21 protein-coding genes are annotated in these 24,961 nt (G+C 71.7%); 6 read left to right on the top strand and 15 right to left on the bottom strand.

What is annotated here, in order from left to right; all coding sequences use genetic code 11:
* The first annotated feature begins 1 nt into the window (after position 1).
* Positions 2-1,246, top strand: a complete 1,245-nt coding sequence (locus tag AC3WXD_RS01045; protein WP_492322830.1) for a hypothetical protein — start codon at positions 2-4, stop codon at positions 1,244-1,246.
* Between the two features lie 30 nt (positions 1,247-1,276).
* On the opposite strand, the gene AC3WXD_RS01040 is transcribed toward AC3WXD_RS01045, so the two are convergent.
* Positions 1,277-1,552 carry a hypothetical protein gene (locus tag AC3WXD_RS01040; protein ID WP_059414000.1) on the bottom strand — a complete coding sequence of 92 codons (276 nt, stop codon included), beginning with the start codon at positions 1,550-1,552 and terminating at the stop codon, positions 1,277-1,279.
* A 50-nt stretch (positions 1,553-1,602) separates the two neighbouring features.
* Positions 1,603-2,325 (bottom strand): helix-turn-helix transcriptional regulator, encoded by a 723-nt coding sequence (locus AC3WXD_RS01035; RefSeq protein ID WP_020201506.1) that lies wholly within the window; start codon positions 2,323-2,325, stop codon positions 1,603-1,605.
* Between the two features lie 72 nt (positions 2,326-2,397).
* Between AC3WXD_RS01035 and AC3WXD_RS01030 the strand changes: the two genes are divergently transcribed.
* Positions 2,398-2,574, top strand: a complete 177-nt coding sequence (locus tag AC3WXD_RS01030; protein ID WP_155887968.1) for a hypothetical protein — start codon at positions 2,398-2,400, stop codon at positions 2,572-2,574.
* A gap of 519 nt (positions 2,575-3,093) precedes the next feature.
* Here the strand turns inward: AC3WXD_RS01030 and AC3WXD_RS01025 are convergent.
* The 3 genes from AC3WXD_RS01025 to AC3WXD_RS01015 form a co-directional block, all read right to left on the bottom strand.
* On the bottom strand, positions 3,094-4,656 hold the full coding sequence (locus tag AC3WXD_RS01025) for a class I adenylate-forming enzyme family protein (protein ID WP_492322829.1): 1,563 nt from the start codon (positions 4,654-4,656) through the stop codon (positions 3,094-3,096).
* Between the two features lie 232 nt (positions 4,657-4,888).
* Entirely contained in the window at positions 4,889-5,191 is a 303-nt protein-coding gene (locus AC3WXD_RS01020) for a YciI family protein (RefSeq protein ID WP_492322828.1), read from the bottom strand.
* A gap of 96 nt (positions 5,192-5,287) precedes the next feature.
* Positions 5,288-6,154: an alpha/beta fold hydrolase gene (locus tag AC3WXD_RS01015; RefSeq protein ID WP_492322827.1), complete on the bottom strand. Its 867-nt coding sequence runs from the start codon at positions 6,152-6,154 to the stop codon at positions 5,288-5,290.
* Between the two features lie 483 nt (positions 6,155-6,637).
* Here AC3WXD_RS01015 and AC3WXD_RS01010 point away from each other — a divergent pair, with 483 nt between their 5' ends.
* Positions 6,638-7,969: a tail fiber protein gene (locus tag AC3WXD_RS01010; protein WP_492322826.1), complete on the top strand. Its 1,332-nt coding sequence runs from the start codon at positions 6,638-6,640 to the stop codon at positions 7,967-7,969.
* An 85-nt stretch (positions 7,970-8,054) separates the two neighbouring features.
* On the opposite strand, the gene AC3WXD_RS01005 is transcribed toward AC3WXD_RS01010, so the two are convergent.
* The 3 genes from AC3WXD_RS01005 to ocd all read right to left on the bottom strand — a co-directional run bounded on the left by AC3WXD_RS01005 (position 8,055) and on the right by ocd (position 12,956).
* A complete protein-coding gene (locus tag AC3WXD_RS01005) occupies positions 8,055-9,173 on the bottom strand; it encodes a succinylglutamate desuccinylase/aspartoacylase family protein (protein ID WP_492322825.1) in 1,119 nt (372 codons plus the stop codon).
* Positions 9,174-9,246: 73 nt separating this feature from the next.
* The gene (gene acnA / locus AC3WXD_RS01000) at positions 9,247-11,892 is read right to left on the bottom strand and encodes an aconitate hydratase AcnA (RefSeq protein WP_492322824.1); all 2,646 of its coding nucleotides are present in this window, start codon (positions 11,890-11,892) and stop codon (positions 9,247-9,249) included.
* Complete coding sequence (ocd, locus tag AC3WXD_RS00995) at positions 11,892-12,956, bottom strand: ornithine cyclodeaminase (protein WP_492322823.1); 1,065 nt, start codon at positions 12,954-12,956, stop codon at positions 11,892-11,894. The genes acnA and ocd overlap by 1 nt, the downstream gene beginning before the upstream one ends.
* Before the next feature lie 147 nt (positions 12,957-13,103).
* On the opposite strand from ocd, the gene AC3WXD_RS00990 reads away from it, so the two are divergent.
* On the top strand, positions 13,104-13,529 hold the full coding sequence (locus AC3WXD_RS00990) for an Lrp/AsnC family transcriptional regulator (RefSeq protein WP_059413986.1): 426 nt from the start codon (positions 13,104-13,106) through the stop codon (positions 13,527-13,529).
* A gap of 43 nt (positions 13,530-13,572) precedes the next feature.
* Here the strand turns inward: AC3WXD_RS00990 and AC3WXD_RS00985 are convergent, their stop codons facing one another.
* From AC3WXD_RS00985 to AC3WXD_RS00975, 3 genes are all read right to left on the bottom strand, one after another.
* Positions 13,573-14,502, bottom strand: a complete 930-nt coding sequence (locus tag AC3WXD_RS00985) for a GntR family transcriptional regulator (protein WP_492322822.1) — start codon at positions 14,500-14,502, stop codon at positions 13,573-13,575.
* A 199-nt stretch (positions 14,503-14,701) separates the two neighbouring features.
* Entirely contained in the window at positions 14,702-16,474 is a 1,773-nt protein-coding gene (locus tag AC3WXD_RS00980) for a GGDEF domain-containing protein (RefSeq protein WP_492322821.1), read from the bottom strand.
* Between the two features lie 307 nt (positions 16,475-16,781).
* Entirely contained in the window at positions 16,782-18,464 is a 1,683-nt protein-coding gene (locus AC3WXD_RS00975) for a GMC family oxidoreductase (RefSeq protein WP_492322820.1), read from the bottom strand.
* Between the two features lie 130 nt (positions 18,465-18,594).
* Between AC3WXD_RS00975 and AC3WXD_RS00970 the strand changes: the two genes are divergently transcribed.
* The gene (locus AC3WXD_RS00970; RefSeq protein ID WP_020201518.1) at positions 18,595-19,506 is read left to right on the top strand and encodes a LysR family transcriptional regulator; all 912 of its coding nucleotides are present in this window, start codon (positions 18,595-18,597) and stop codon (positions 19,504-19,506) included.
* 25 nt (positions 19,507-19,531) lie between these two features.
* Here AC3WXD_RS00970 and AC3WXD_RS00965 read toward each other — a convergent pair whose 3' ends face one another.
* The 4 genes from AC3WXD_RS00965 to AC3WXD_RS00950 form a co-directional block, all read right to left on the bottom strand.
* On the bottom strand, positions 19,532-20,419 hold the full coding sequence (locus tag AC3WXD_RS00965) for a LysR family transcriptional regulator (RefSeq protein ID WP_020201519.1): 888 nt from the start codon (positions 20,417-20,419) through the stop codon (positions 19,532-19,534).
* Between the two features lie 178 nt (positions 20,420-20,597).
* Positions 20,598-21,422 carry an HpcH/HpaI aldolase/citrate lyase family protein gene (locus AC3WXD_RS00960; RefSeq protein ID WP_492322819.1) on the bottom strand — a complete coding sequence of 275 codons (825 nt, stop codon included), beginning with the start codon at positions 21,420-21,422 and terminating at the stop codon, positions 20,598-20,600.
* A 9-nt stretch (positions 21,423-21,431) separates the two neighbouring features.
* The gene (locus AC3WXD_RS00955) at positions 21,432-22,412 is read right to left on the bottom strand and encodes a Bug family tripartite tricarboxylate transporter substrate binding protein (RefSeq protein ID WP_231401564.1); all 981 of its coding nucleotides are present in this window, start codon (positions 22,410-22,412) and stop codon (positions 21,432-21,434) included.
* Positions 22,413-22,464: 52 nt separating this feature from the next.
* On the bottom strand, positions 22,465-23,685 hold the full coding sequence (locus AC3WXD_RS00950; protein ID WP_020201522.1) for a CaiB/BaiF CoA transferase family protein: 1,221 nt from the start codon (positions 23,683-23,685) through the stop codon (positions 22,465-22,467).
* A gap of 286 nt (positions 23,686-23,971) precedes the next feature.
* Between AC3WXD_RS00950 and AC3WXD_RS00945 the strand changes: the two genes are divergently transcribed.
* Positions 23,972-24,832, top strand: a complete 861-nt coding sequence (locus AC3WXD_RS00945) for a fumarylacetoacetate hydrolase family protein (protein WP_454733028.1) — start codon at positions 23,972-23,974, stop codon at positions 24,830-24,832.
* Positions 24,833-24,961 lie beyond the last annotated feature (129 nt).

The following is a 24,961-nucleotide window of genomic DNA, read 5'->3' as shown; positions in this document are numbered from 1 at the left end:
CATGCGCCGGCAAGCGATGCGCCGCCCGTCCGGTTTGCTGCCGCTGCTGCCGCTGCTGCTGGCCGGCGCGCTGTGCGCGGGGCCGGCGGCGGCCGGGCCCGAAGTCGATCCCGCAGTCGGCCCCGCAGTCGGCCCCAAGCCCGGCCCCGACCCGCGCGCGTACATGCACGGCATCGGCGCGGTGGCGGGGCCCGCCGGCCTGACCTACGTCTTCTTCAGCAGCTCGGGCCTGCCGCCGCGCGGCCCGGGGCGCGACCGCAACTGGACCCACGACATCTACGTCGCCAGCTGGAAGCCCGGGCAGGCCGCGCTCGGGGAGCCGCGCGTGCTGTACGCGCGCAACGAGGCGCAGGAGCCGGTCTCCGCCGCGCGGACCGCCGACGGCCGCATCATGCTCAGCTTCGAGGACGGCTGGAACACCGCCCGCAACGTCAGCCAGCGCTACCTGGTCTACGGCCCCGACCTGCGCCCGCGGCAGGCCGGCGCGCGCGACGTGCGCGCCGGCGGCCATTCCGGCCACGTCGCCGCGGTCGGCAACCGCTTCGTGGTGTTCTACTCGGACGACTGGGTCGACGGCGGCGGCGTGGACGATCTCGGCACCGGCAACGGCGTGTACCTCAAGACCTACGACAGCGCCGGCCGGCTGCTGCGCAGCGCCGACGTGGCCAGGAACACGCGGCAGTGGTGGCCGCTGCTGGCCGCCTCGGACAACGAGGCGCTGCTGGTCTGGCAGGAGTTCGTGCCGGGCCGCACCTACGCGCGCCTGCGCACGGCGGTCTACCGGCCGGGCGCGGCCGCGCCCGGCGCGCCGCGGGTGCTCGACGAGCGCCTGGCCTACTACACCTACGGCGTGGCCTACGTGCCGGCGCTCGCGCGCTTCCTCGTGGTCGGCACCGGCACCGGCGGCCGCGGCTTCGCCCATCTGCTGGACACCGCGGGCCGCGTCACCGCCTCGCTGCGCTGCATGCCGGCCAGCGTGCGCGAGGCCGGCATCGCGGTGATCGGCGACAAGGCCTTCACGCCGGCGCAGGACGGCCGCCTGCTCCATCTCCAGTTGTCCGCCGATGCCATCGCGCTGGCCGGCAGCCAGCCCTCGCCGGTGCCGTGGAGCATCCAGGGCAGCCTCGGGCTCGCGCATTCGGCCACCTCGCTGCACTGGGTCTCGCTCACGCCGGAGGGCCTGCGCGAAGCGGATTTCGACCTGCGCGCGGCCACGCCGCCGTCCGCGGCCGACCGCTGCGAATAGCACGAATAGCACGAACAGCGCTGCCCGGCGCTATTCGCGCGGCCCCCACGACGCCAGGATCTCGCGCGTGTCGATGGCAGCGCGCGCGAGCGCCACCGCTTCCTCGATGGCCTCGTCCTCGTCCAGCGCCAGCCGGTGGTCGAGGCCGTCGCAGACGAACCTGCCGCAGAGCACGGAGTCCAGGTCGATCGCGCCCGGCCCGCTGACCGCGAATGCCTCGTACACGCTGATCCACAAACCCGTGGCGCCGCGCTGCGCGAACGCCCGGACCTCGAAGCCGCGATAGGCAAAGTACCTCGTGCGCATGTCCGTTCCTCGTCCGTTTCCTCGTTCACCGGCGGCCGCGCCGGCGCGGTTCAGCCGTTGACCGCCCGCGACTCGCGCCGGTCGGCCTCCAGCCTGGCTCCGCGCTGGCGCGCGGCGTAGATGGCCTCGGTCTTGTTGCGCACCTGCAGGCGCTGGTAGATCAGCGCCACGTGGCTTTTCACGGTGGCCACCGAGATATTGAGCATGCGGCTGACCGTCTTGATCGGATAACCCTGCGACAGCAGCACCAGCACCTCGTACTGGCGCGGCGTGAGCTGCAGCAGCCGGGCCTCGCCGATCAGGTCGGGGCCGCCGTCCTGCGGGGACAGCGTCGCCAGCGACAGGCGCCGCTGCGGACCGGCCTCGCCGTGGCCGCGCGCCTTGCCGGCCAGCGCCAGCCGGATCACCGCCTCGATCGCGCCGAGCGACGCCGAGCGCGGCAGCCACGTGCAACTGCCGCGCGCCAGCCCCGCCGGCAGGATGCCGGGCTGCATGGAATCGGCGAACAGCAGCAGGCATTGCGGCGACAGCAGCTCGCAGGCGGTTTCCAGCAGCCACCGCTGGCGCTCCGCCTCGGCCGGCACGCCCAGGATCACCAGCGCGATGTCGCCGACCGGGCCGCGCAGCATCGCCAGCTCGGCCGGCGCCACGCAGATCACCTCGCCCACGCCTTCGATGTTGCCCAGGATGTGGAGCAATCCCAGCCGCAGCAATGCATTGTCTTCGATCAGCAATGCATTCACGGTGCCCTGGCCAATGATTTCGGTTCTCATATGCTCTGCCCCTTATGGCTCGGCTCGACCCGATGCCCTGCGATAATCGGAAAAATACAATCGGCATCCGTCATGGAATTCGATTTATCTCCAGGCACGGACATTGCCTGGATTTTTCCGGAGGAAAATAAAGCCGGCGCGCGCCGGCATTGCCGCGTTCGAAAATCGGAAAATCGTGAGGACGACATGCGCGCGCGGCCCCGGCGGCGGCGAAAAGCCCGCCCCGTTGCCGGCATCGGGATTGCGTGAAAAAGCGTGCGCTCGTTTTCCGCACGCCGGCCGGAAGCCGCGCCATGCGCGCCTTCCTGGCGGACCGGATGCCGCCGGCCTGCGAGGCCGGCGGCCGGGGAGGCGGGCCTGCGCCCCGCTCTCCCGTCGTTTCATTTTTGGAACCTGAGCCGTTATCGGTCGGCCCTTCGCTCATCCACCCGCCCGCAATCCGTCATCATCGACCGCAATCAGTAAAGCACCATTCGCCTCCTGTCGCTTCTCATGCCATTTCGTGCCCGTCTTTGCGCGGCACCGGATAATCAATTCAATTAAAGAATTGTTATCTTTACATGCAAAAGAATATGCGGCAGCCAGAGGTTTTTCTCCCCACTAAGGCGGGGTTTCTGGAAATTTTAAGGATGAGATGGATTTTCGGCGCGAGTTTCGGCAAAAGCGGAACACGAGCGAGGGTATACGCGCTGGCCGCGATTGCGGGCATTTGCCGTTGCGCCATGCGCGCAGGGCGCGCGGGCACCGCGAGGCGCCCGCGCCGCGGCCTCAGTCCAGCACGCGCGCCGGGCTGAACGCGTCGCGCAATTCGCGCTTGAGCACCTTGCCGATGGCGCTGCGCGGCAGCGTGTCCACCAGCTCCAGCGCGGCCAGGCGCTGGGTCTTGCCGACCTGCCCGTTGGCCCACGCCATCAGCGCTTCGGCGGACACGTCCACGCCGTCGCGCAGCACCACGAAGGCCACCGGCGTCTCGCCCCAGCGCGGCGAAGGCACGCCCACCACGGCGCAGTCCGCCACCGCGGGATGCTGCTGCAGGACCGCCTCCAGGTCGCTCGGATAGATGTTGAAGCCGCCGCTGATGATCATGTCCTTCTTGCGGTCCATCAGCGTGAGGAAGCCGTCCTCGTCGAAGCGGCCCACGTCGCCGGTGCGGACGAACAGCTTGCCGCTGGCATCGTGCCAGTGCGCGGCGGCGGTCTTCTCGGGCTGCTTGTGGTAGCCGCTCATGATGGTGCTGGAGCTGCCCACCACTTCGCCGATCTCGCCCACCGGCACTTCCCTGCCCTCGTCGTCGATCAGGCGGATGTCGTGCCCTTCCATCGGCCGGCCCACGGTATGGAGCTTGCCGGGGAACTCATGCGCGGCCAGCACGCAGCTGCCGCCGCCCTCGGTCATGCCGTAGTACTCCACCAGCCCGCCCGGCCAGCGCCTGAGCACGTCGGCCTTGAGCGCGGCGCTCAGCGGCGCGCTGGTGGAGAACTTCATGCGGTAGGAGGACAAGTCGTAGCTGTCGAAATCCGGGCGCGCCAGCAGGCGCTGGTACTGCACCGGCACCAGCATGCTGTGCGTGACGCGGTGCGCCGCGGCCAGCTCCAGGTAGCGCTGCGCGTCGAACTTCGGCATCAGGATCGCGGTGCCGCCCAGCGCCAGCGTGGGCAGGAAGCTCACCAGCGTGGTGTTGGAATACAGCGGCGTGGAGATCAGCGTGATGGCGTCCGGGCCGTAGCCGCTGCTTTCCTGCACGCGGCGGATCTGGTTCCAGCGCAGCGCGTGCGCGTGCACGATGCCCTTGGGCGTGCCCGTGGTGCCCGACGAGTAGATGATGTTGAAGACCTGCTCCGGCTCGACCGGGCGCTCTTGCGGGCGGCTGCCCGCGGGCGCAAGCCACGCCTCGAACGACTGCCCGGCGGGCGCGCCCGCCAGCCCGACCAGCGGCACCGCGATGCGGTCGCGCACCGGCGCCAGCTCGCGCAGCACGTCCGCGTCCACGAACAGCAGCCGGGCATCGGAATCGGCCACCATGCCGGCCAGGCTGGCCGGCGTCGAGGACGGCGCCAGCGGCACCAGCGCCACCCCCGCGCGCAGGCCGCCGACCAGCAGCGCCGCGTACTCGATCGAAGCCGCCGCGCAGATCGCCAGCGCCGCGCCAGGCCGCAGGCCGTCGCGCTGCAAGGCGCTGGCCACCTGGTCGGCCAGCGCGTCGAATCCGGCGTAGGTCAGCGTGCGGCGGCTGTCGATCACCGCCACGTGCGCGGGCCGCTCGGCGGCGTGCAGCCGCACGCAGTCGGCCAGGTTGCCGACCGGCTGCGCGAGAAGTTCTGTGATGCCCATGAGAAGTCCTGTCTCCATTGGATGCCGCGATCGGCCGCGGCGGCACGGGGCCGCGGCGGCTTTCGCGAACGGATTCATGTCGTCGAACGGGCAAGGGGCCGCGCCGTTCGTCCGTGCGTCCGCCCGGCTGCGGCGGACCCGCGGGATTCTCGCATGGGCGCGGCGTTATATTTTTGGGGCTGCGGAGACGGCAAGGCCCCGGGGCAAACCCGGGGCCTTCTCGCGGGAACGCTCAGGCCGGCGGAAAACCCGCCTTCTGCGGCCACAGGTTGGCGAAGGCGTGGATGGTGGACTGCCCGTACACGCCGGCCTGCGTGAACGGCTCGGCCGCCAGCCACGCGCGCGCCTCCGCCTGCGAGGGAAAGTCGATCACCAGCAGGCTGCCGACCATCGTCTGGCCGTCGTCGCCGAGCAGCGGGCCGGCGAAGGCGATGCTGTCCGCCCTGGCGCCCAGATAGGCCTTGTGCTCGGGACGTACCCTGGCGCGCAGCTCGCCGGTGCCGGGCTTGTCGAGCAGATGAAATACGAACAGCATGGGACTACCTCCGCCTGGATGGGTTGGATAAGGTTGCGGCCGGCGCCGGGTTGAGGATGAAATCGATCTCGAGGCTGGCGGAAGCAGCGGCGGGCGCTACGCCGCCAGCCACCCGTCCAGCAGCGCGTTGACCTCCGCGGGCGCCTCGTACTGGACCCAGTGCCCGGCCCCGGGCACGATGCGCACCTGCCGCCGCGCGCTGCCCTGCGTCATGGCCTGGCCCGCCGGCACCGGGTCGGCCGTCACGTCATGCTCGCCCCAGGCCAGCAGCACGTCGCCGCCGAAGGTGTCGAGCGCCTCGCGCAGGCCGCCCGCGCGCGAGATCGGCTTGCTGCGAAAGCGCGTGTGGCGGCAGGACACGGTATGCGCGTGCAAGGCCACGGCGTCGATCTTGTCCGGGTCGGCGATCATGAACGCGGCGAGATTGTGGCGCATGGCCTGCGCCAGCGCGGCGTCGTCCGGCGCGCGGCGCCAGTCCACCAGCGCCTGCTGCTGGCGGCGCGCGCCGCCGTGCCCGCCCGGGCCGAGCAGCGCCAGCCGGTTCACGCCGACGCGCGCGGCGGCCACGTGCGCCGCCACCAGCCCGCCGAACGAGAAGCCGGCGAGGTCGAAGCCGTCCGCGCAGCCCGGCAACTGGCCGGCCGCCGCGGCCAGCGCGCCGACGATCGCCGGCAGCTCGCTGGGCACGTCGCCGGATTCGCCGAAGCCCGGCATGTCCGGCGCCCAGACGGTGCGCCGCGCGGCCAGCGCCTCGATATTGCGCAGCCAGTGCAGCCAACTGCCGTGCCCGCCGTGCAGCAGCACCAGCGGGCGGCCCTGGCCGAAGCCGCGCCACGCCACGCGGCAGCCGCCGGCCTCGGTGACGACGCGCCGGGCCTGGCACTCGAGCGCCGCGATGGCAAGCGAGGCGGCCGCGGCGGCCTCGGCGGATGGAAGGGAAAGATCGGGAACCGTGCCTTGCATGGCGAGCCTGCGGAAAAAAGCGCTGAACGAGCGACGAACGAACCAGGAATATCCGCCGGCACGGGCGGCCGGCGAGCCAGGCGGCAGTGTAGCGCCATGTGCCGCCAGGCAGCGCGGTTGCGTCGAAGATGCCCGGACTTGCGCCAATGGCGCCGGACCAACACCCAACCGAAGAGGGGCTTGGATTCTCGCGAGCGGGCAGGCGCAACGGTTCGCGGGCCGCGCGGTCGATGCCGGCGCGGCCATGTGGCGCAATTTCATCATGGCGCCCGGCGGCGCCGATAGAATACCGCCCCGGAACGCCGCCTGCCCGCCGCTTCGCCTGCTGGGCCGGATGGCTTCCGGGCCGAAGCCCCGTCCGGGACTGCCGGCCCAGCAGGGTCACTGCGCCACCCGGCGCGCCAAACACCAACACGGCAAGAACACAGACGTCCGGCCCTCGATCGCCGGGCGCGCAGCCAATCGGGAAACCAGGGGAATATCATGAAGCAAGCCAGGACACGTTCGATCTATCTGTCGGTCATCGCAGCCGCGGTGCTGAGCGCCTGCGGCGGCGGCGACGACGGCGCCCAGTCCGCGGGCGCCTCCGCCGGCACCGCGCCGCCGCCGGCCACCATCTCGGGCGTGGCCGCCACCGGCGCGCCCATCGCCAATGCCGTGGTCGACATCCGGTGCGCGGCCGGCACGGCCACCGCCACCACCTCCGCCACCGGCGCATGGAGCGTCTCGGCAGCCGGCCTGGCCGTGCCCTGCGCGGCGCGCGTGACCGGCCCGAGCGGCGTGCTGCACACGCTCATCACCGGACCCGGCACCACCAACATCACGCCCATCACCGAACTGGTGGTGGCGAGCGCCGCCCAGAACCCGGACACCGAAGCCTTCTTCAACACCTTCTCCACGACCTCGGGCAACGCCGCCATCAACCGCCTGCCGACCGCGCTGACGCTGACCAGGCAGCGGCTGGCCAACCTCGGCGTCTCGGTGGACACGCTCAACCTGATGAACCAGGCGTTCCAGCCCCAGGCCGGCGACGCCTACGACGACAAGCTCGAAGCGCTGATCGTGCGCCTGAAGGCCACCAACGCCACGCTGACCACGGTGGCGCAGGACCTCGCGCGCGGCGACGTGGGCGCGCCGGGCGCGCAAGGCGCGACCGGGGCCACCGGCGCGGCGGGCGCCACGGGCGCCGACGGCGCGCCCGGTGTTCCGGGCGCCACCGGCGCGACCGGCCCGCAAGGCAGCACGGGGCCGGTCGGGGCGACCGGCGCGACCGGTCCCACGGGGGCGACGGGGGCGGTCGGCGCGACCGGCAGCACGGGCGTCACCGGGCCGACCGGCGCCGCGGGCGCAACGGGTGCCACCGGCGCGACGGGCACCACCGGCCCCCAGGGCTCTCCCGGCACGCAGGGCGCCACGGGGGCGACCGGCGCCCAGGGTAGTACGGGTGCCACCGGCGTGACCGGCGCCACGGGGGCCACCGGCCCTACGGGGGCGGCCGGCGCAACTGGTGCGACCGGCGCCACGGGCGGCAATCAGGACATGGGATTGCCTGGCAGCGTAGTCGAGGGCGGCGGCGGCGGCCAATGCGTGATGGGTACGGTGTGGCTGACCGCCGCCACTTACGGCCCGGGCATGCCAGCAGATGGCCGACTGCTGGCAATCAGCCAGTATTCGGCTCTGTTTGCACTGCTGGGGGTCAAGTACGGTGGCAACGGCACGAGCAATTTCGCGTTGCCGAACCTGACTTCGGTCACGCCTAACGGGTTGACCTACATGATCTGTGTCGAGGGCATTTTCCCCAGCCTGCCCACCTGACCGCCATGCATGGCGGACGCGCCTCCAACTCGCCGTCCGCCATCGCCATGCATGCGCCCCTCACTCTCGCCTCAATAGGCACGCCTCACGGACTCAGCAGCTTCCCCGTGCGGAACGCCCGCGCGCCGGACACACGGCCGATCTGGTCGCCCGGCTTCACGTAGCGCACCTCCCGTCCCATGTAGAACACGCCGTCGGCATGGCTGACGGTGGTGGCGCGCGTGCCTTCGACCGGATCGACGATGTCGAACAGCGGCTGCCCGGCCGTCACCCGCTCGCCCACCTGCGCGCGATACACCAGCAGGCCCGCCGCGCCCGCCACCAGCTGTTCGCTGCCGGCCAGCGGCGTGGCGGGCTGCGGCAGCAGGGGCAGCGGCGGCGCCTCGCCGGCGATGGCGCCGATGTGGGTCAGGTAGTCGAGCAGCGCCTGGGTGTCCTGCTGCGCGAGCGCGTCGGTCACGTCGCGCTGGCCGCGGTGCTCCACCGTCACGGCGATGCTGCCGTGCGGGATCGGGAAGCGCGCGCCGAACTCCTGCTGCAACTGCCACCACGTATAGCTGTGCGCCTCGTCGAACGAGTGCGCGCCGGAGTCGAGCGCCAGCAGGCTGGCGGTGGCGCCGAGATAGCGCGCCAGCGGCTCCACCTCGGGCCAGATCGCGTCGCCGGTGTACACGTGCATGGCCGCCTCGCGCGAGCAGTGCAGGTCGAGCACCACCTCGGCGTCGTGCGCCAGCAGCATCAGCGCCTGCTGCAGCGACTGGAAGGCGTTCACCGGCGGCTGCGCCAGCAGCGCCTCGCGCCAGGCCGCGCGGATGACGCGCAGGTTGTGCGCGCCATCCTGCGTGAGCTTGTCCTCCACCGCCGCCGCGACCGGCTTGAACAGCATCGGGAAACCGCGGTTGAAATTGTTGCCGCTCGACAATTCGAAGCGGCCGATGAAGCCGCCCAGCACCGCCTGGCCCAGGCCGATCGGGTTGGCGGCGCTGACCAGCACCACCTGCGCGCGCAGGCGGCCCTGCGCCTCGAGCTCCCGCAGGCGCGCCTTGAGCGTGACGGCCACCAGCATGGCGGGAATCTCGTCGGCATGCAGGCCGGCCTGCACGTAGATCTTGCGCGCGGCGCCGGCGTCGCCGAAATGGTGGCTGGCGAGTTGCAGGGCAAGGCCCGGCGCCGGGGCAATCAGGGGATGGATCTGGCTTTGCATATGGGGTCGCTCGGTTGGCGCTTGATTGATGTGCGCGGTTGATGTTCGGTCCGTGGCTTGCGCGGATGCCCGCTCACGGCGCGGCGGCGGTGCCGCCCTGCTGCCCGTGCCGTGCCAGCGTCTGGCGCAGGATCGCCGGAATCACGCCGCCGTGCCGCAGCAGTTCGACTTCGAGTCGGGTCTCCACCGCGGCCGTGGCGTCGAACGATGCCACCGTGCCGTCGCCGCACACGATGCGCACCGGCACCGCGCAGCGCGGCGCCAGCCGCTCCGGCGGCGCGCCCACGTGGATGCGGTCGCCGGGCCGGATGGCCAGCGTGCGCGGATGCATGCCCAGGGGCATGCGCAGCGGCAGGATGCCCATGCCGATCAGGTTGGCGCGGTGAATCCGCTCGAAGCTGCACGCCAGCACCGCGCGGATGCCCAGCAGGCGCTGGCCCTTGGCCGCCCAGTCGCGCGACGAGCCGGTGCCGTAGCGCTCGCCGGCGACCAGCACCACGGCGTCGCCCTCCTCGGCGTAGCGCCGGGCCGCTTCGAAGACCGGCAGCACGGTGCCGCTGGGCGCGTGGACGGTATGCGCGGCCGGCGCGTCGGGCTCGAGCAGGTTGACCAGCGTCTTGTTGTAGAACGCCGCGCGCACCATCACTTCCCAGTTGCCGCGCCGCGAGGCGAACACGTTCAGGTCGTCGCGGTCGTCGCCGCGGCTGACCAGGAAATCGGCGACGTGGCAGTCCTTCGGGATCGCGCTGGCGGGCGAGATGTGGTCGGTGGTCACGTCGTCGCCGAGCACCAGCAGCGCATAGGCGCCGTAGTCGCCCAGCTGCGTGCCCTGGTCCGCCGCGGCGAACGGCGGGCGGCGCAGCGCCGTCGAGTGCGCGTCCCACGGATAGCGCGGCGTGTCGGCGAAAGGCAGGCTGTCCCACACCGGGTTGCGCGAAGCCGCGGCGAACGCGGGCCGATAGTCGGCGGCCTGCGTGCCGGCGGCCACGCAGGCCGCCACCTCCGCGCGCGTGGGCCACAGGTCCTTCAGGTACACCGGCGTGCCGTCCGGGGCGATCTGCACCGGGTCGCGGCCCAGGTCGCGCGCCGCGTCGCCGGCCAGCGCGAACGCCACCACCAGCGGCGGCGACATGATGAAGCCGAGGTCGAGATCGGGATGCACGCGGCCCGGGAAATTGCGGTTGCCGGACAGCATCGCCACCGGGCGCGCCGCCCGCCGCGCGATGGCGTCGCGGATCGGCGCGGTCAGCGGCCCCGCGTTGCCGATGCAGGTGGTGCAGCCGAAGCCGACGATGTCGAAGCCGAGCGCCGACAGATCGCCCAGCAGGCCGCCGCGCTCCAGGTAGATGGCCGCCGCCGGCGAGCCCGGCGCCAGCGAGGTCTTGACCCACGGCGGCGCCGACAGCCCGAGCGCGCGCGCCTTGCGGGCCAGCAGGCCCGCCGCGATCAGCAGGGCCGGGTCCGACGTATTGGTGCAGCTCGTGATGGCCGCGATGGCCACCGGGTGGCGCGGCAGGCCATGCTCCCGCCCCGCCGGCTCCGGTGCGAACGGCGCGAGCGCGCGGGCGGTCTCGGTATAGGACAGCAGGTCCTGCGGCCGCCGCGGGCCGGCCACGTGCATGCGGACCGCCGACAGGTCGAGGTCGAGCACGCGCGTGTAGCGCGGCGCGGCATCCGGCTCGAACCACAGGCCGGCGCGCCGGGCGTAGTCGCCGACCAGCGCCACGCCGGCTTCGCCGCGGCCGGTGGCGCGCAGGTAGTCCAGCGTGCGCGCGTCGATGGGAAAAAAGCCGGTGGTGGCCCCGTACTCGGGCGCCATGTTGGCCACCACCGCGCGCTCGCCCGCGCTCAGCGTCGCCACGCCGGGGCCGAAGAACTCGACGAACTCGCCCGCCACGCCGAGCGCGCGCAGGCGCTGCGTCACCGTCAGCGCGAGGTCGGTGGCCAGCGCCCACGGCGGCAGCGCGCCGGTCAGCCGCACGCCGGTGACGTCGGGCAGGCGCTGCATCACCGGCATGCCGAACATCACGGTCTGCGCCTCCAGCCCGCCCACGCCCCAGCCGAGCACGCCGATGCCGTTGATCATCGGCGTGTGGCTGTCGGTGCCGATCAGCGTGTCGGGCACGGCCCAGGCCTGGCCGTCGCGCTGCACCGTAGTCACCACCGTGGCCAGCTGCTCGAGGTTGATGGTGTGCATGATGCCGGTGCCCGGCGGATGGATGCGCACGCCGCGCAGCGCCCGCGACGCCCAGCGCAGGAAACCGTAGCGCTCGGCGTTGCGCCGGCCCTCGGTCTCCAGGTTGATCGCCGCGGCATCGGGCCGGGCGAACGCTTCCACGGCCAGCGAGTGGTCCACGGACACGTCCACCGGCAGCCCGGGATTGAGCACGGCGGGATCGACGCCGGCCTCGGCCAGCGCATCGCGCATGGCGGCGATGTCGACCAGCGCCGGCGTGCTGGTGGTGTCGTGCATCAGCACGCGGCCCGGCTGGAACGCGATCTCGGCCGTGCTGGTGCCGTGATCCGGCCACGCCGCGATGGCGTCGATGGCGGCATCGCGCTCCGCTCCCGCCATGTTGCGCGCGACGTTCTCCAGCAGCAGGCGCAGCACCACGGGCAGGCGCGGCAGCCGCTCGCCGAGCATCGCCGGCAGGTCGACGCAGCGGTATGTCAGGCCGCCGGAGTGGAACTCGCCGGCAAGGGGGCGGCAGTGCGTCATCAGGGCAGCGGATGGGCCAGCTCGGCGGCGGGCGCCGGCGCCCGCGGCGCCTGCGACAACTGCGCGAACAGGTTCTTGGGGTCGTCCAGCACCGGGATCAGCGCGATGCGCTCGCCGATCTGGAGCAGCGCGGCCTGGTCGCGCAGGTAGCGCAGCGCGGAGAAGTCTTCCAGCGCGAAGCCGACCGAGTCGAACACCGTGATCTCGCCGGCGTCGCGGCGGCCGGGCGCCTGGCCCTCGAGCACGCGCCAGAGCTCGGTCACGGCGAAGTCCGCCGGCATCTGCTGCACGTCGCCTTCGATGCGGCTCTGCGGCTCGTATTCGACGAACACGCTGGCGCGGCGCAGCACGTCCGGGTGCAGCTCGGTCTTGCCCGGGCAATCGCCGCCCACGGCATTGAGGTGCATGCCGGGCTCGAGCATCTCCGGCGTGACGATGGTCGCGTAGGCCTTGTCGGCCGTGACCGTGGTGACGATGTCGGCGCCGCGCACGGCTTCGGCGGTGCTGGCGCACACGCGCAATTCGAGGCCGGGCACGTCGGCGAGATTGCGGCGCAGCCTGGCGGTGGCGGCGGCATCCACGTCGTAGGCCTGGATGCGGCGGATGCCCAGCAGGTGATAGAACGCCAGCGCCTGGAATTCGCTCTGCGCGCCGTTGCCGACCAGCGCCATCGTGGCGGCGTCGGCCCGCGCCAGCCGGCGCGCCGCCACCACCGACGTGGCCGCCGTGCGCAGCGCCGTGGTCAGCGTCAGCTCACTGAGCAGCAGCGGCATGCCGGTGGCCACCTCGGCCAGCACGCCGAACGCCATCACCGTGGGCAGGCCGCCGCGCGTGTTGCCCGGATGGCCGTTGACGTACTTGAAGCTGTAGAGGCTGGCGTCGGCCGTGGGCATCAGCTCGATCACGCCGGCCGGCGAGTGGCTGGCCGAGCGGGCGGACTTGTCGAACTCCCGCCAGCGGCGGAAATCGTCCTCGATGTAGCCGGCCATGCCGCGCAGGGCATGCGCGATGCCGCGCGCGGCGATGATGCGGGATACGTGCTGGGTGGAAAGAAATGGCGTCATCTGTGGCTCCGGTGAGCGGGTCTGGAAAGTTGCGGACCATTCTCACCGCCGTGGCACCCAAAATGAAGTGGTTATTGTGCACACAAAATACTATCATCACGTCAAACCGAGCACAACGACTTTCATTTCGACACATGGTTTCGACACATGGATGACTTCGACCACAAGCTGCTGGGGCTGCTGCGCGCCGATGCCCGGGCCAGCGTTGCCCTGCTGGCGCACCGACTCGGGGTGGCACGCACCACCATCACCAACCGGATGGCGCGCCTGGAAAAAGCGGGGGTGATCGTCGGCTACACGGTGCAGCTACGCCCGGCGGCGCGGCGCGACGCGATTGCCGCGTGGATGAGCATCGCCGTGGACGGGAACCAGGCACGGGAGGTGATTGCCAGCCTGCTGGGCGAGCCCGGCGTGGTCGCCCTGCACGACACCAACGGGCGCTGGGACCTGCTGGCGGAAGTGCGCGCCGCCACGCTCGACGGGCTGGCCTCCGTGCTCGAGCGCGTGCGGCTGATCCGCGGCATCAGCGCGACGGAGACCAGCATCCACCTGACCAGCTACAAGCTGTCGTGAGGCGTGGCCGCGGCCGGGAGATTGCGCGGCCGGGCGGGACCGGTCAGGCCCCCGCCGGCGGCACCTCTTCCGCCGGGGCGGCCTCGCTCGCGGCCGGGCGGCGCAGGCGGCTCGCCACGTCCAGGTGCCGGCGCATCAGGTCGGCGGCGCCGTCGCGGTTGCCGGACTCCAGCGCCGCCAGGATGCCGAGGTGCTCGTGGCAACTCACCTCCACGCGCTCGCGGCCGTGCTTCCAGTCATAGTTGGACAGCCGCCGCATGCGGTTCAGGCGGCGGATCGCGTCGACGAAGAAGCGGTTGCCCGAGGCCATCGCGAGCCCTTCGTGGAACGCCGCGTTGGTCTCGAAGAACGCCACCGGCGAGGCCTCGGTCCACGGCTGCGTCAGGAACGCCGAATGCTGGATCCGCATGTGCGCGGCCCATTCGGGCGAGAGCTGGAAGCTCGGCTCCAGGATGGCCGCCGGCTCGATGACCATGCGGAAGCGGTAGCCCTCGATGCGCGCCTCGCGGTGCCACATCGCGTCCTGGAATTTCCAGCGGTAGCCCAGCCGCCGCTCGACGATGCCAAGGTCGGCCAGCCGCACCAGCGCCTGCTTGATGGTGGCGCGCGTCTCGCCGTAGGTCTGCATCAGGTCGCGCTCGGACACTTCGTCGGCCAGCGCGCCGCGCTGCCGGTCGTGGGCGATGCGCGTGAGCAGCTGGTCTTCGTCGGCCGGCGCGGTCTCGTCGGCCTGCGCCACCGGCGGCGCCGACAGCAGCGCCACGCCCTTGTTGCGGCGCCGCTCGACGAAACCCTGCGCCTCGAGCTGGTCCAGCGCCGCGCGGATCGGCGTGCGCGACACCCCCAGCGACTCCGCCAGCTTCTGCTCGTTGAGGCGGTCGCCCGCCGCCAGGGCCTCGTCGCGGATCCACTGGGCGATCCGGTCCCGCAGCGCCAGGCGCGAGCGGCCCACCGACTCGTTCGGCATGCTCATTTATTTTTTTGTTTCATCAAAATACATTTAAAATTGTACATCACCGCCGCGCGGACAGCCTGGCCCGCGGCACGCGCCCGCCATCCGCGTGCGGACAGGGCGGCCAGCCGCAAGCTTAGCCGGAAAGTGCCGTGCGGGCTGGTCCGGCCGGTCTCGTTCTTGTCGTCTTGCCGGGGCGGCGCCCGCCCGCTTCAGCCGGTCATGGCCGCGGCGGCACCGTCTCGGCCACGATCCGGTCGCGGCCGCCCTGCTTGGCCTGGTACAGCAGCAGATCGGCGCGCTGCATCAGCCCGTCCGCGTCCTGCGCCTCGCCCGGCATGACGAAGGCGGTGCCGAAGCTGGCCTGGATGCTGAACCGTTCGCCGCTGTCGGCCACGAGCGGCGTCGCCGCCAGGCGCGCGCGCAGCTGCTGCGCCATGTCCAGCGCATCCTGGCAGGCCGGCACGCTGGCCAGCACCGCGAATTCCTCGCCGCCGATGCGCGCCACGATGTCGCCCTCGCGCCATACCTCGCGGCTCAGCTCGGCGATCCGCCGCAGCGCGCGGTCGCCCGTGGCATGACCGTACTTGTCGTTGACGCGCTTGAAGTGATCGATGTCGAACAGCGTCAGCGACAGCAGCTGCCCGCCCGCGCGCCGTCCCGCGCCGGAACAGGCGTCCTTCAGCCTGATGTCGAAGGCGCCGCGGTTGAACAGCCCGGTGAGCGCATCGGTTTGCGCCATGCGCGACAGCTCGGCGATCAACTGGCGGCGCTCGCGCTCCAGCCTGGCGCGCTCGACGGCGTTGCCGCGCAGCACCTGCACGGCATCGAACAGCTCGCGGATCTCTCCGCGGTACGGTCTGGACGACAGCGTCACGGCGAGGTTGCCGGCCGCGATGGCGCGGATCGCGCGCGCGGCGTCCGCGAACGGCCGGACCACCTGCCGGCGGAACAGCCACACGCCGAGGAACAGGAACACGATCACCGCCGAGAGGATGGCGACGATGCCGCCCAGCCACGCCAGCCGGGTGTCGCGCTGAGCCCGCACCTGCCGCTCGACCAGATCGAGAATCTCGTCGCGAAAGCGCGTGATCGCGCCCATCGAGGGCACATAGTGATCGACGAATTCGGCGCTCGAGACGCCCGCGTCGCCGGGCAGGCTCGCCAGCGCGTGCACGCGCGAGAAATACTCCAGGCCCGCGCCGAAATACTGCCGCTCCACCACCTGGAACGCCCCTTGCGGCAGCTCCGGATCGCTCAGCACGCGCGGCTGGAGCAGCGCGCGCAGCTGCGCGATGGTGCCCAGCGTGCGCTCGATGGCGAACTGCTCGGTGCTGTTCAACTGCCGGTTGGTGCCCAGCGCGGGCGTGAGCTGCGAGCCGAGCAGCCCGGCCTGCTCCCGCAGCAGCGCCGCCAGCCGCGCCGCCAGCAGGCGGCTGAGCGCGCCGGGCACGCCCCGGTCGACCTTGGCGGCGCTGACGTCGGCGATGGCGGACAACGGCGGCATCACCCGGATCATGCCGTCCGCCGCGCGGTGCAGCGCCTCGCCGGTGCGCTGGCCGTGCGGCTGGCGCAGCAGGCCGTCGACCTCGGCGCGCGCGCGGGCGAGATCGTCGCGCGCGCGCAGCACCGTGTCGCGCTCGCTGAGGCAGTTGCCGCACTCCGGCGCTTCGAGCTGGCCCAGCAGCCCGGCGATGCGCCGGTCGCTTTCCGCGCGCGCGTCCAGCAGCGCCTGCCCTTGCGCCGGCGGCAGCGGCAGCGCCTCTCCGAGCGCGGCGTTGCTGGGGCCGCGCTCGACCGAGACCTGCTCCATCGCGAGCAGGATCGCGCGAAAGATGCGCAGGTCGGTAAGCGCGTGCTCGGCATTCGCATAAGCCACCCACTGGTATCGAAACAGCCAGATGGACAGCGCCAGCAGGACAAAGCCCAGGGTGGCGGCGAGCAGCGCAAAGCGGCGTTCCAGCGGCGAGGCTGGCAGGGGGATCTTTAGCATCGTGGGACGGGGCGCCGGCGCAAGCGCTGCGCGCGGCACCGGGCCAGGGCTTCGTGGCGTGTCGAGGTCGCGCGGCGCCCGCATCCGGGCGTTGCCGCCCGGCGGGCCGCAATGTCGAAAATCCTCGGAACAAGGCCTGCATTCTAGCGGGCGCCGCCCCCGCGGTGTTGCAGATCTGGCCCGACCCCACGGGTGCGGGGTGACTTGGACACAATTTGCGCCGCATGCCCGGCACCGCTGCCTTGCCCGGCCCCTCGCCGGGTGCGGCGGCCACTCCCCCCGGAATGGCCGCCGGCGCCGCGGGCGTTCAGCCCCGCCCGGCGTCCGCGCGCACCCAGCCCGCGGCCTTCTCGGCCATCATCAGCGTGGGGCTGTTGGTGTTGCCGCTGGTGATCGACGGCATCGCGCTGGCATCGACCACGCGCAGGCCGGCGATGCGGCCGCCGCGCCCGTCGCGCACCCGCATGCGGCTGTCCAGCACGGCCGCGGGGTCGCCGTCGCGGCCCATCGCCGCGGTGCCCACGGGGTGGAAGATGGTGGTGGCGATGTCGCCGGCCAGCCGCGCCAGGTCCTCGTCCGTCCGGTATTGCGGGCCGGGCTTGTATTCCTGCGGCTTGTAGCGGGCCAGCGCCGGCTGCGCGACGATGCGGCGAGTCACGCGCAGCGAGTCCGCCGCCACCTGCCGGTCCTCGGCGGTGGACAGGTAGTTGGGCGCGATGGCCGGCGCCTGGCGGAAGTCCTCGCTGCGGATGCGCACGGTGCCGCGGCTGGTGGGGTTCAGGTTGCAGACGCTGGCCGTGAAGGCCGGGAAGGCATGCAGCGGCTCGCCGAACGCCTCCAGCGAGAGCGGCTGGACGTGGTACTGGATGTTGGGCCAGGCCTGCTCCGGCGAGCTGCGCGTGAAGGCGCCCAGCTGCGACGGCGCCATGCTCATGGGGCCGCTGCGCGACAGCAGGTATTGCAGGCCGATGCGCGCCTTGCCCCACAGGCTGGACGCCAGCACGTTGAGCGTGGCCGCGCCCTCGATCCGGTACACGGCGCGGATCTGCAGGTGATCCTGCAGGTTGCCGCCCACGCCGGGCAGGTCGGCCAGCACCTCGATGCCGTGCTCGCGCAGCAGCGCGCCCGGGCCCAGGCCCGAGAGCTGCAGGATCTGCGGCGAGCCGATGCTGCCCGCGCACAGGATCACCTCGCATGCGGCGCGCACGGTGACGAACTGCCGGCCGTCCCACACCCGCGCGCCGGTGCAGCGCAGGCTGCCGTCGGCCCGCGGCTCGACCAGCAGGCGCGCGACCTGCGCGCCGGTCCACAGTTCGAAATTGGGCCGGCTGCTGCAGGCGGGACGCAGGAACGCCTTGGCGCTGTTCCAGCGCCAGCCGGCTTTCTGGTTGACCTGGAAGTAGCCCACGCCCTCGTTGTCGCCGCGGTTGAAATCGCCGGTGTGCGGCACGCCGGCCTGCGCCGCGGCTTCGGCGAAGGCGTCGAGGATGTCCCAGCGCAGGCGCTGCTTTTCCACGCGCCACTCGCCGCCGTGGCCGTGGTAGTCGGCGAAGGCCGCGTCGTGCTCCGGGGTGTCGCCGAGATAGTGGTCTTCGTGCTGGCGGAAGGCCGGCAGCACGTTGTCCCAGCGCCAGGTGTCGTCGCCGGTGCGCTGCGCCCACTGCTCGTAGTCGCGCGACTGGCCGCGCATGTAGATCATGCCGTTGATGCTGGAGCAGCCGCCGAGCGTCTTGCCGCGCGGGTAGCGCAACTGGCGGCCGTTGAGGCCCGCGTCGGGCTCGGTGCGGTAGAGCCAGTCGGTGCGCGGGTTGCCGATGCAGTAGAGATAGCCGACCGGGATGTGGATCCAGTGGTAGTCATCCTTGCCGCCGGCCTCGATCAGCAGCACGCGCCGGTCCTTGTCGGCGCTGAGCCGGTTGGCCATCAGCGCGCCGGCGGTGCCGGCGCCGATGACGATGTAGTCGAAAGCGGGATCGGTGCTGTGGGTCACGACGCTGTGTCTCCGGAACGCGAGCTTTATTTGCCGCGCTAAAATTGTTGTGGCGAGTGCGCGTAGTTTCCTCCCGGGATATTCCGAAATCCATTGAGTTTCGGCAATCTGAGATATAGGTTTCACAAATATGAATCCGGCCAATCTTGATCTGCAGACGCTGCGGGTGTTCGTCGCGGTGGCGCGCGAGGGCAATGTCTCCAAGGCGGCCGAGCAGATGCACCGCTCGCAGCCGGCCGTCAGCCTCCAGCTCAAGCGCATGGCGGAGATCACGGGCCTGACGCTGTTCCACCGCACCGCCCACGGGCTGGTGCTGAGCGCCGACGGCGCCGCGCTGCTGCCCCAGGCCGAGCGCGCCCTGCATGCCATCCAGGACGTGGCCAATGCCGTGAGCCGGCTGCACGGCACCGTGCGCGGCAAGCTGCGCATCGGCACCATCCTGGAGCCGTCGTTCATCCGCCTGGGCGACTGGCTCGGGCAACTGGTGCAGTCGGCGCCGCAGATCGAGACCGAACTGCGCCACGGCATGAGCGGCAGCGTGATGGCCCAGCTGCAGCAGGGCAGCCTGGACGTCTGCTTCTACCTGAGCCCCGACCGCGAAGCCACGCACCAATTGCAGCCGGACCTGGCGGTGCGCACGCTGACGCGCTTCGAGTACCGGGTGGTGGCGCCGGCCGGCTGGGGGCCGCAGGTGACGGGCTGCGACTGGGAAGCGCTGGCCACCCTGCCCTGGCTGGCGACGCCGCCGGAATCCGTGCATTCGCGCCTGCTGGCGGGCATCTTCGGCCCGCGCGGGCTGGCGCCGCGCCGCGCCGCGCTGGTGGACCAGGAGCCGTCCATGCTCGATCTCATCAAGTCGGGGGTCGGGCTCAGCCTGGTGCGCGATGCCACCGCCATGCGCGAGAGCCAGACGTCAGGGTTGGCCGTGGCGGACCGGGTCCGCATCGGCTGCGAGCTGCAGTTCGTCTGCCTGGCGTCCAGGCTGGAGGAGGCGCTGATCGTGGAGGCGCTGGGCGCGCTGAACCGGGTGTGGCTGGACTGACGGGCGGCGCCGGCGCCGGCGTGCTTCAGCCATAGGTGGCGCGCACGGCGGCGAAGGCCGCGCTCACCACCGGGTCCTCCATGCGCCTGGCCAGCGCGATGAACGAGAGATCGGCGGTCAGCGTGAGCGTCTGCGCCACCACCAGCCCGTGCGACTGGGCCACGCGCAGCGCCACCGAGTCGCGCGCCAGCGAGAGGCCGACGCCCGACACCACCAGGTCCACCATCGACGCCTCCAGGTCCACTTCGGCGGCCACCAGCGGGCGCACGCCGAGCTCGTCGAACTTGCGGCTCAGCATGCGGTGGTGGGTCGAATGCTCGTGCGTCCAGACCCACGGCAGCAGCGCCACCTCGGCCCAGCTCTTGCCGGCCACGCGCGCGTCCCAGCCGCGCGGCGCGATCACGTAATAGTGGATGGCGCGCAGCTTGAGCGCGCAGATGTCGTCGCCCGAGCCGACCTCGCCCGGCGGGCCGAGATAGAACGCCGCGTCCAGCGCGCCGCCGCGGATCTGGCTCAGGACCCAGCCCGACATGCCGTGCCGCAGCCGCGGCTGCACGTTCGGATGATGCTCGACCAGGTATTGCAGGCAGGCGCCCAGGCGGATGGCCTCGGGATTGAGGATGGTGCCCAGGCCGAGCGTGCCGTAGGCGGCGCTGCGCATGGCCTCGGCGGCGCGGCCGAATTCCTCCACGGCCTCCAGGATCTTGCGGGCCGCGGGCACCAGCGCCCGGCCGTGCGCGCTGAGCATGAGCCCGCGCCCGGTGCGCACGAACAGCGTCACCTGCAGCAGCTCCTGCAGGCTCTTGATCTGCATGCTCACCGCGGGCTGCGTCAGGTGCAGGCTTTCGGCCGCGCGGGTGAGATTGCCCTCACGCGCGATCGCCTCGAAGGCGCGTAAGTGCTGTAGGTCCACAGGCGTTCCCATGCGGGAGGGAGATGTCGGAAGTCGGTTCGGGAAGATCCCGGCGCCGCTGCGCGGCACGGCAAGTGCCGCGCAGCGCCCGCGCGGGACCGCTGCGCGCCATTCTGGGACAACTTCCCGGGCCTGCAAAGCCGGGCATCCCCCAACAGGCGGCTGGACAGCCCGGCGGTTATCCCGCCGCCGCCAGCACGCGGCGCGCCTGCTCGATGATCGGCGCATCGACCAGCCGGCCATCGACCCTGACCGCCGCCCCGCCGGCGCCGGCCGCCGCCTCGATCACGCGGCGCGCCCATTCGCATTCGGCCGCCGGCGGCAGGAAGCCGCGGTTGACGGCCTCGATCTGCGTGGGATGGACGCACAGCTTGGCGCCGAAGCCGAAGCGCTTGGCGCGCTCGACCTCGTGCTCCAGCCGCCGGGCATCGTCCAGCGCCAGGCAGACGCCGTCCACCGGCGGCGGCAGCCCGGCCAGCCGCGAATGCATCGCCAGTTGCGAGCGGAAATAGTGCAGCGGCGCGTCGTCGTCGGGCAGGCCGATGTCGAGCATCAGGTCGGCCGCGCCCAGCATCAGCCGGCGCACGCCGGGCGCGCGCGCGATGTCGGCCAGATGCAGGAAGCCGGCGGCCGACTCGACCAGCAGGTAGAGCGCGCTGGCGCTCCCCGCGGCGCGCGCCAGCGCCGCCAGCACGACGAGGTCGTCCGGCTTGGGCACCACCACGCCGTGCACCGGCAGGCCGGCGCAGGCCTGCACGTCCTGCGCGTGCCACGCGCTGCCGTGGGCGTTGATGCGCACCAGCAGCTCGCAGCCCGCGCCGTCGCACAAGGCGCGCAGGGCCGCGGCCTCGCCCGCGAAGATGGCGCGCGCGCGCTCCTTGTCGGGCGGCGCCACGGCGTCCTCGAGGTCGACGATGACGGCGTGCGCGCCGCTCGCGGCCGCCTTGGAAAAACGCTGCGGCTGCGTGGCGGGGACAAACAGGAAGGAATGCTGGGCCGGCATGTCTGTGCGCTACTCCACGGTGATGTGGGCGGCCTTGATGAGCTCGCCCCACTTGACGATTTCCGAATCGATGAAGCGGCTCCAGTCGGCCGCGCCGCGCGCATCAGGCAGCAGGCCGCGCGAGAGCATCTGCTCGCGCACCGCCGGGTCGTTGACGATGGCGCGGGTGTCCTCGCCGATGCGCTCGATGATGGCGCGCGGCGTGCCCTTGGGCACGGCCAGCCCGCCCCAGCTCACCGCCTCGAAGCCGGGATAGCCCAGTTCGGCGATGGTCGGCACGTTCGGCAGCTGGGGCATGCGCTGCGCGCTGGCCACCGCGATGGGGCGCAGCGCGCCGGCCTTGATCTGCGGCAGCGCCGAGGCCACGCTGTCGAACAGCAGCCCGACCTGCCCGCCCAGCAGGTCCTGCATGGCCGGGCCGCTGCCCTTGTAGGGCACGTTGATGACCTGCAGACCCGCGCGGAAGCGGAACAGCTCGGCCGAGAGATGCTGCGTGGTGCCCGGCGGCCCGCCGATGGCGATGGCCAGCTTGCCGGGCTCCTTGCGCGCCGCGGCCACGACGTCGGCCAGCGAATGGTATGGCGAGGCATTGCCGGCCACCAGCATGATCGGCGCGAGGTAGATGCCGCCCACCGTGTCGAAATTCTCGCGCGGATCGTAGGGCAGCTTGGGATAGAGGCCGGGGTTGATGGCCATCGTGGACGACGGCGCCACGATGATGGTGTACCCGTCCGGCGCGGCGGTCTTGCCGGCGATCATGGCGGGCAGGCCGCTGCCGCCGGGCCGGTTGTCGACCACCACCGCCTGCTTCCAGCGCTGCGTCAGCCGGTCGCCCAGCAGCCGCGCCGAGATGTCGAGGGCGTTGCCGGGCGGCGTGGGAACCAGCAGCCTGACCGGCTTGTCCGGCCAGGTCTGCGCCTGCGCCGCCCACTGGCCGAGCGGCGCGGCCAGCGCCGCGGCCGTGGCCTGCATGAACCTGCGTCTCTTCATGGTTTGTCTCCTGATGTTTTTTTATATGTCCGGGCGCCGCCGCGTGCCTGCGTCACATGATGCCGGCCTCCCGCATGGCGTCGAGCTCGCCGGCCGTCATGCCGAGCAGCTCCTGGAAGACCGCGTCGTTGTGTTCCCCCAGCGCCGGGCCCAGCCACTTGATGCCGCCCGGCGTGCCGGACAGCTTGGGGATGACGTTCTGCACCGCCACCGGCCCCGCGCGCGACGGCACCGTCTTGATGTTCTCGCGCAGCGCGTACTGCGGGTCCTCGAAGATGTCGGCCACGCTGTACAGCGTGGCGGCCGGCACGCCGCCGGCGTCGCACCGCGCGAGCAGGTCGGCGCAGTCGATCGACGCGGCCCACGACGCCACGCGCGCATTGACCGCCGCGCGCTCCGCCAGGCGGTGCCCGACCGGGCCCCAGCGCTCGGGCGCCGCCAGTTCCGGCTCGCCCATGACCGCCGCCAGCCGCGCGAAGATCTTGTCGTTGGTGCAGGCGATGGCCACCCACTTGCCGTCGCGGGTCTGGTAGTGGCTGTGCGGCACCACGTTCACCGTGTCGGCGCCCTGCCGCTCGCGCACCATGCCGGTCTGCTGGTAGACCGGCACCATCTCGTCCAGGACGCGGAACATGGATTCGTAGAGCGCGAGATCGACCACCTGCCCCACGCCCGTGCTCTCCCGCGCGCGCAGCGCCAGCAGCACCCCGACCGCGCCGTACAGACCCGAGCCGTAGTCGGCCAGCGACGTGGACCCGGGCGTGACCGGCGTGCGGCCCGGCTCGCCGGCGAGATAGGCGAGCCCCGAGAAGGCGTGCGCCACCCGCGCGAAACCCGGCCGGCCGCGGTACGGGCCTTCCTGGCCATAGGCCGAGATGCGCACCAGGATGGCGCGCGGGTTGAGCCGCTGGATCTCTTCCCACGGCAGGCCCCAGCGCTCCAGCACGCCGGGCCGGTAGTTCTCCACGATCACGTCGCTGCGCGCGGCCAGGCGCTTGAGGACTTCCTGCCCCTTGGGGTCGCGCAGATTGAGCGTCACGCACTTCTTGTTGCGGCTCTCGTTGAGCCACATCAGCGTGTCGCCGCAGTCGGTATGGGTGCCGAAGCGCCGCAGCGAATCGCCCGTTCCGGGCGGCTCCACCTTGATGACCTCGGCGCCGAATTCCGCCAGGATGGTCGTGCAGAAAGGGCCGGCGACGAACGTGCCGAGATCGAGGACCCGGATGCCATCCAGTGCCTGTGCCTGGTTCTTCTGGGATGTCTGCTCTGTCATGTTCTCTGTCTTTTGCCGCAAAGCCTTGCGGTTGGCAGGATTCTAGGCAGCGCTGTCGGGCCGGTCCAATGACATTCCATGAATAGCTTTATCAACGATGCTTAAGAAGCCGTTGCGGCATCGCCCGCCGGGCTGGCCGGCCGGGCTGGCCGACATGCCGTCCGGCGAAGCGCGCGCGAAATGTTCCTTGACACCGGATTTTCCAGCCGATAACCTTCGAAACGCACATTGCACACGATGTACATTTAAAGCCACGAAAGACCAACAGAGAGAGACAGGAGCGGACATGAAGCTGGTACGGTGGGGACAGCCCGGCGCCGAGAAGCCGGGCGTGCTGGATAACGAAGGACAGGTGCGCAGCCTCGTCGGCGTGGTCGACGACTGGCATGGCGCGGCGCTCGCGGACGGCTCGCTCGCGCGCGTCGCGGCGCTCGACCCGCGCACGCTGCCGGCGGTCGCGCCGGGCGAGCGGCTCGGGCCGTGCGTCGGCGCGGTCGGCAAGCTCGTCTGCGTCGGCCTGAACTACACGGACCACGCGAAGGAAGCCAACATGGCGGCGCCCAAGGAGCCGATCCTGTTCCTGAAGGCGACCAGCTCGATCAACGGGCCGTTCGATCCGGTCGAGATCCCGCGCGACGCGCAGAAGGTCGACTGGGAAGTCGAGCTCGGCATCGTGATCGGCAAGACCGCGCGCTACGTGACGAAGGAAGACGCGCTGGCGCACGTGGCCGGCTACTGCGTGGTGAACGACGTCTCCGAGCGCGCCTTCCAGCTCGAGCGCGGCGGACAGTGGGACAAGGGCAAGGCGGCGGACACCTTCGGCCCGCTGGGCCCGTGGCTCGTCACCGCCGACGAGGTGCCCGACCCGCAGGCGCTGGCGCTGTGGCTCGAGGTCGACGGCGTGCGGCGCCAGGACGGCAGCACGCGCGACATGATCTTCGGCGCGGCGGAGCTGGTGTCGTACATCAGCCAGTTCATGAGCCTGCAGCCGGGCGACGTGATCGCGACCGGCACGCCGGCCGGCGTCGGCATGGGCCTGAAGCCGCCCGTCTATCTCCAGCCGGGACAGACCATGACCGTCGGCATCGCCGGCCTCGGCGAGCAGCGCTCGACCGTGGTGGCGTTCGGCGCGGCAGTGGCGCGCTGACCTCGCCGGCACGGCAATACGGCGATACGGCAATACGCGGCAAGAACCGCCAAAACGACTACAACTGGACGGGGGAGCACAACGGCGGCGGCCCGCGCACCTGCGCGTGTCTCTTATCCACCCCTCCAA

The organism is Cupriavidus sp. FW216-B1 (assembly GCF_058789195.1).
The sequence above is the reverse complement of the archived record's forward strand: the minus strand, read 5'-3'. Positions and strand labels throughout refer to the sequence as shown.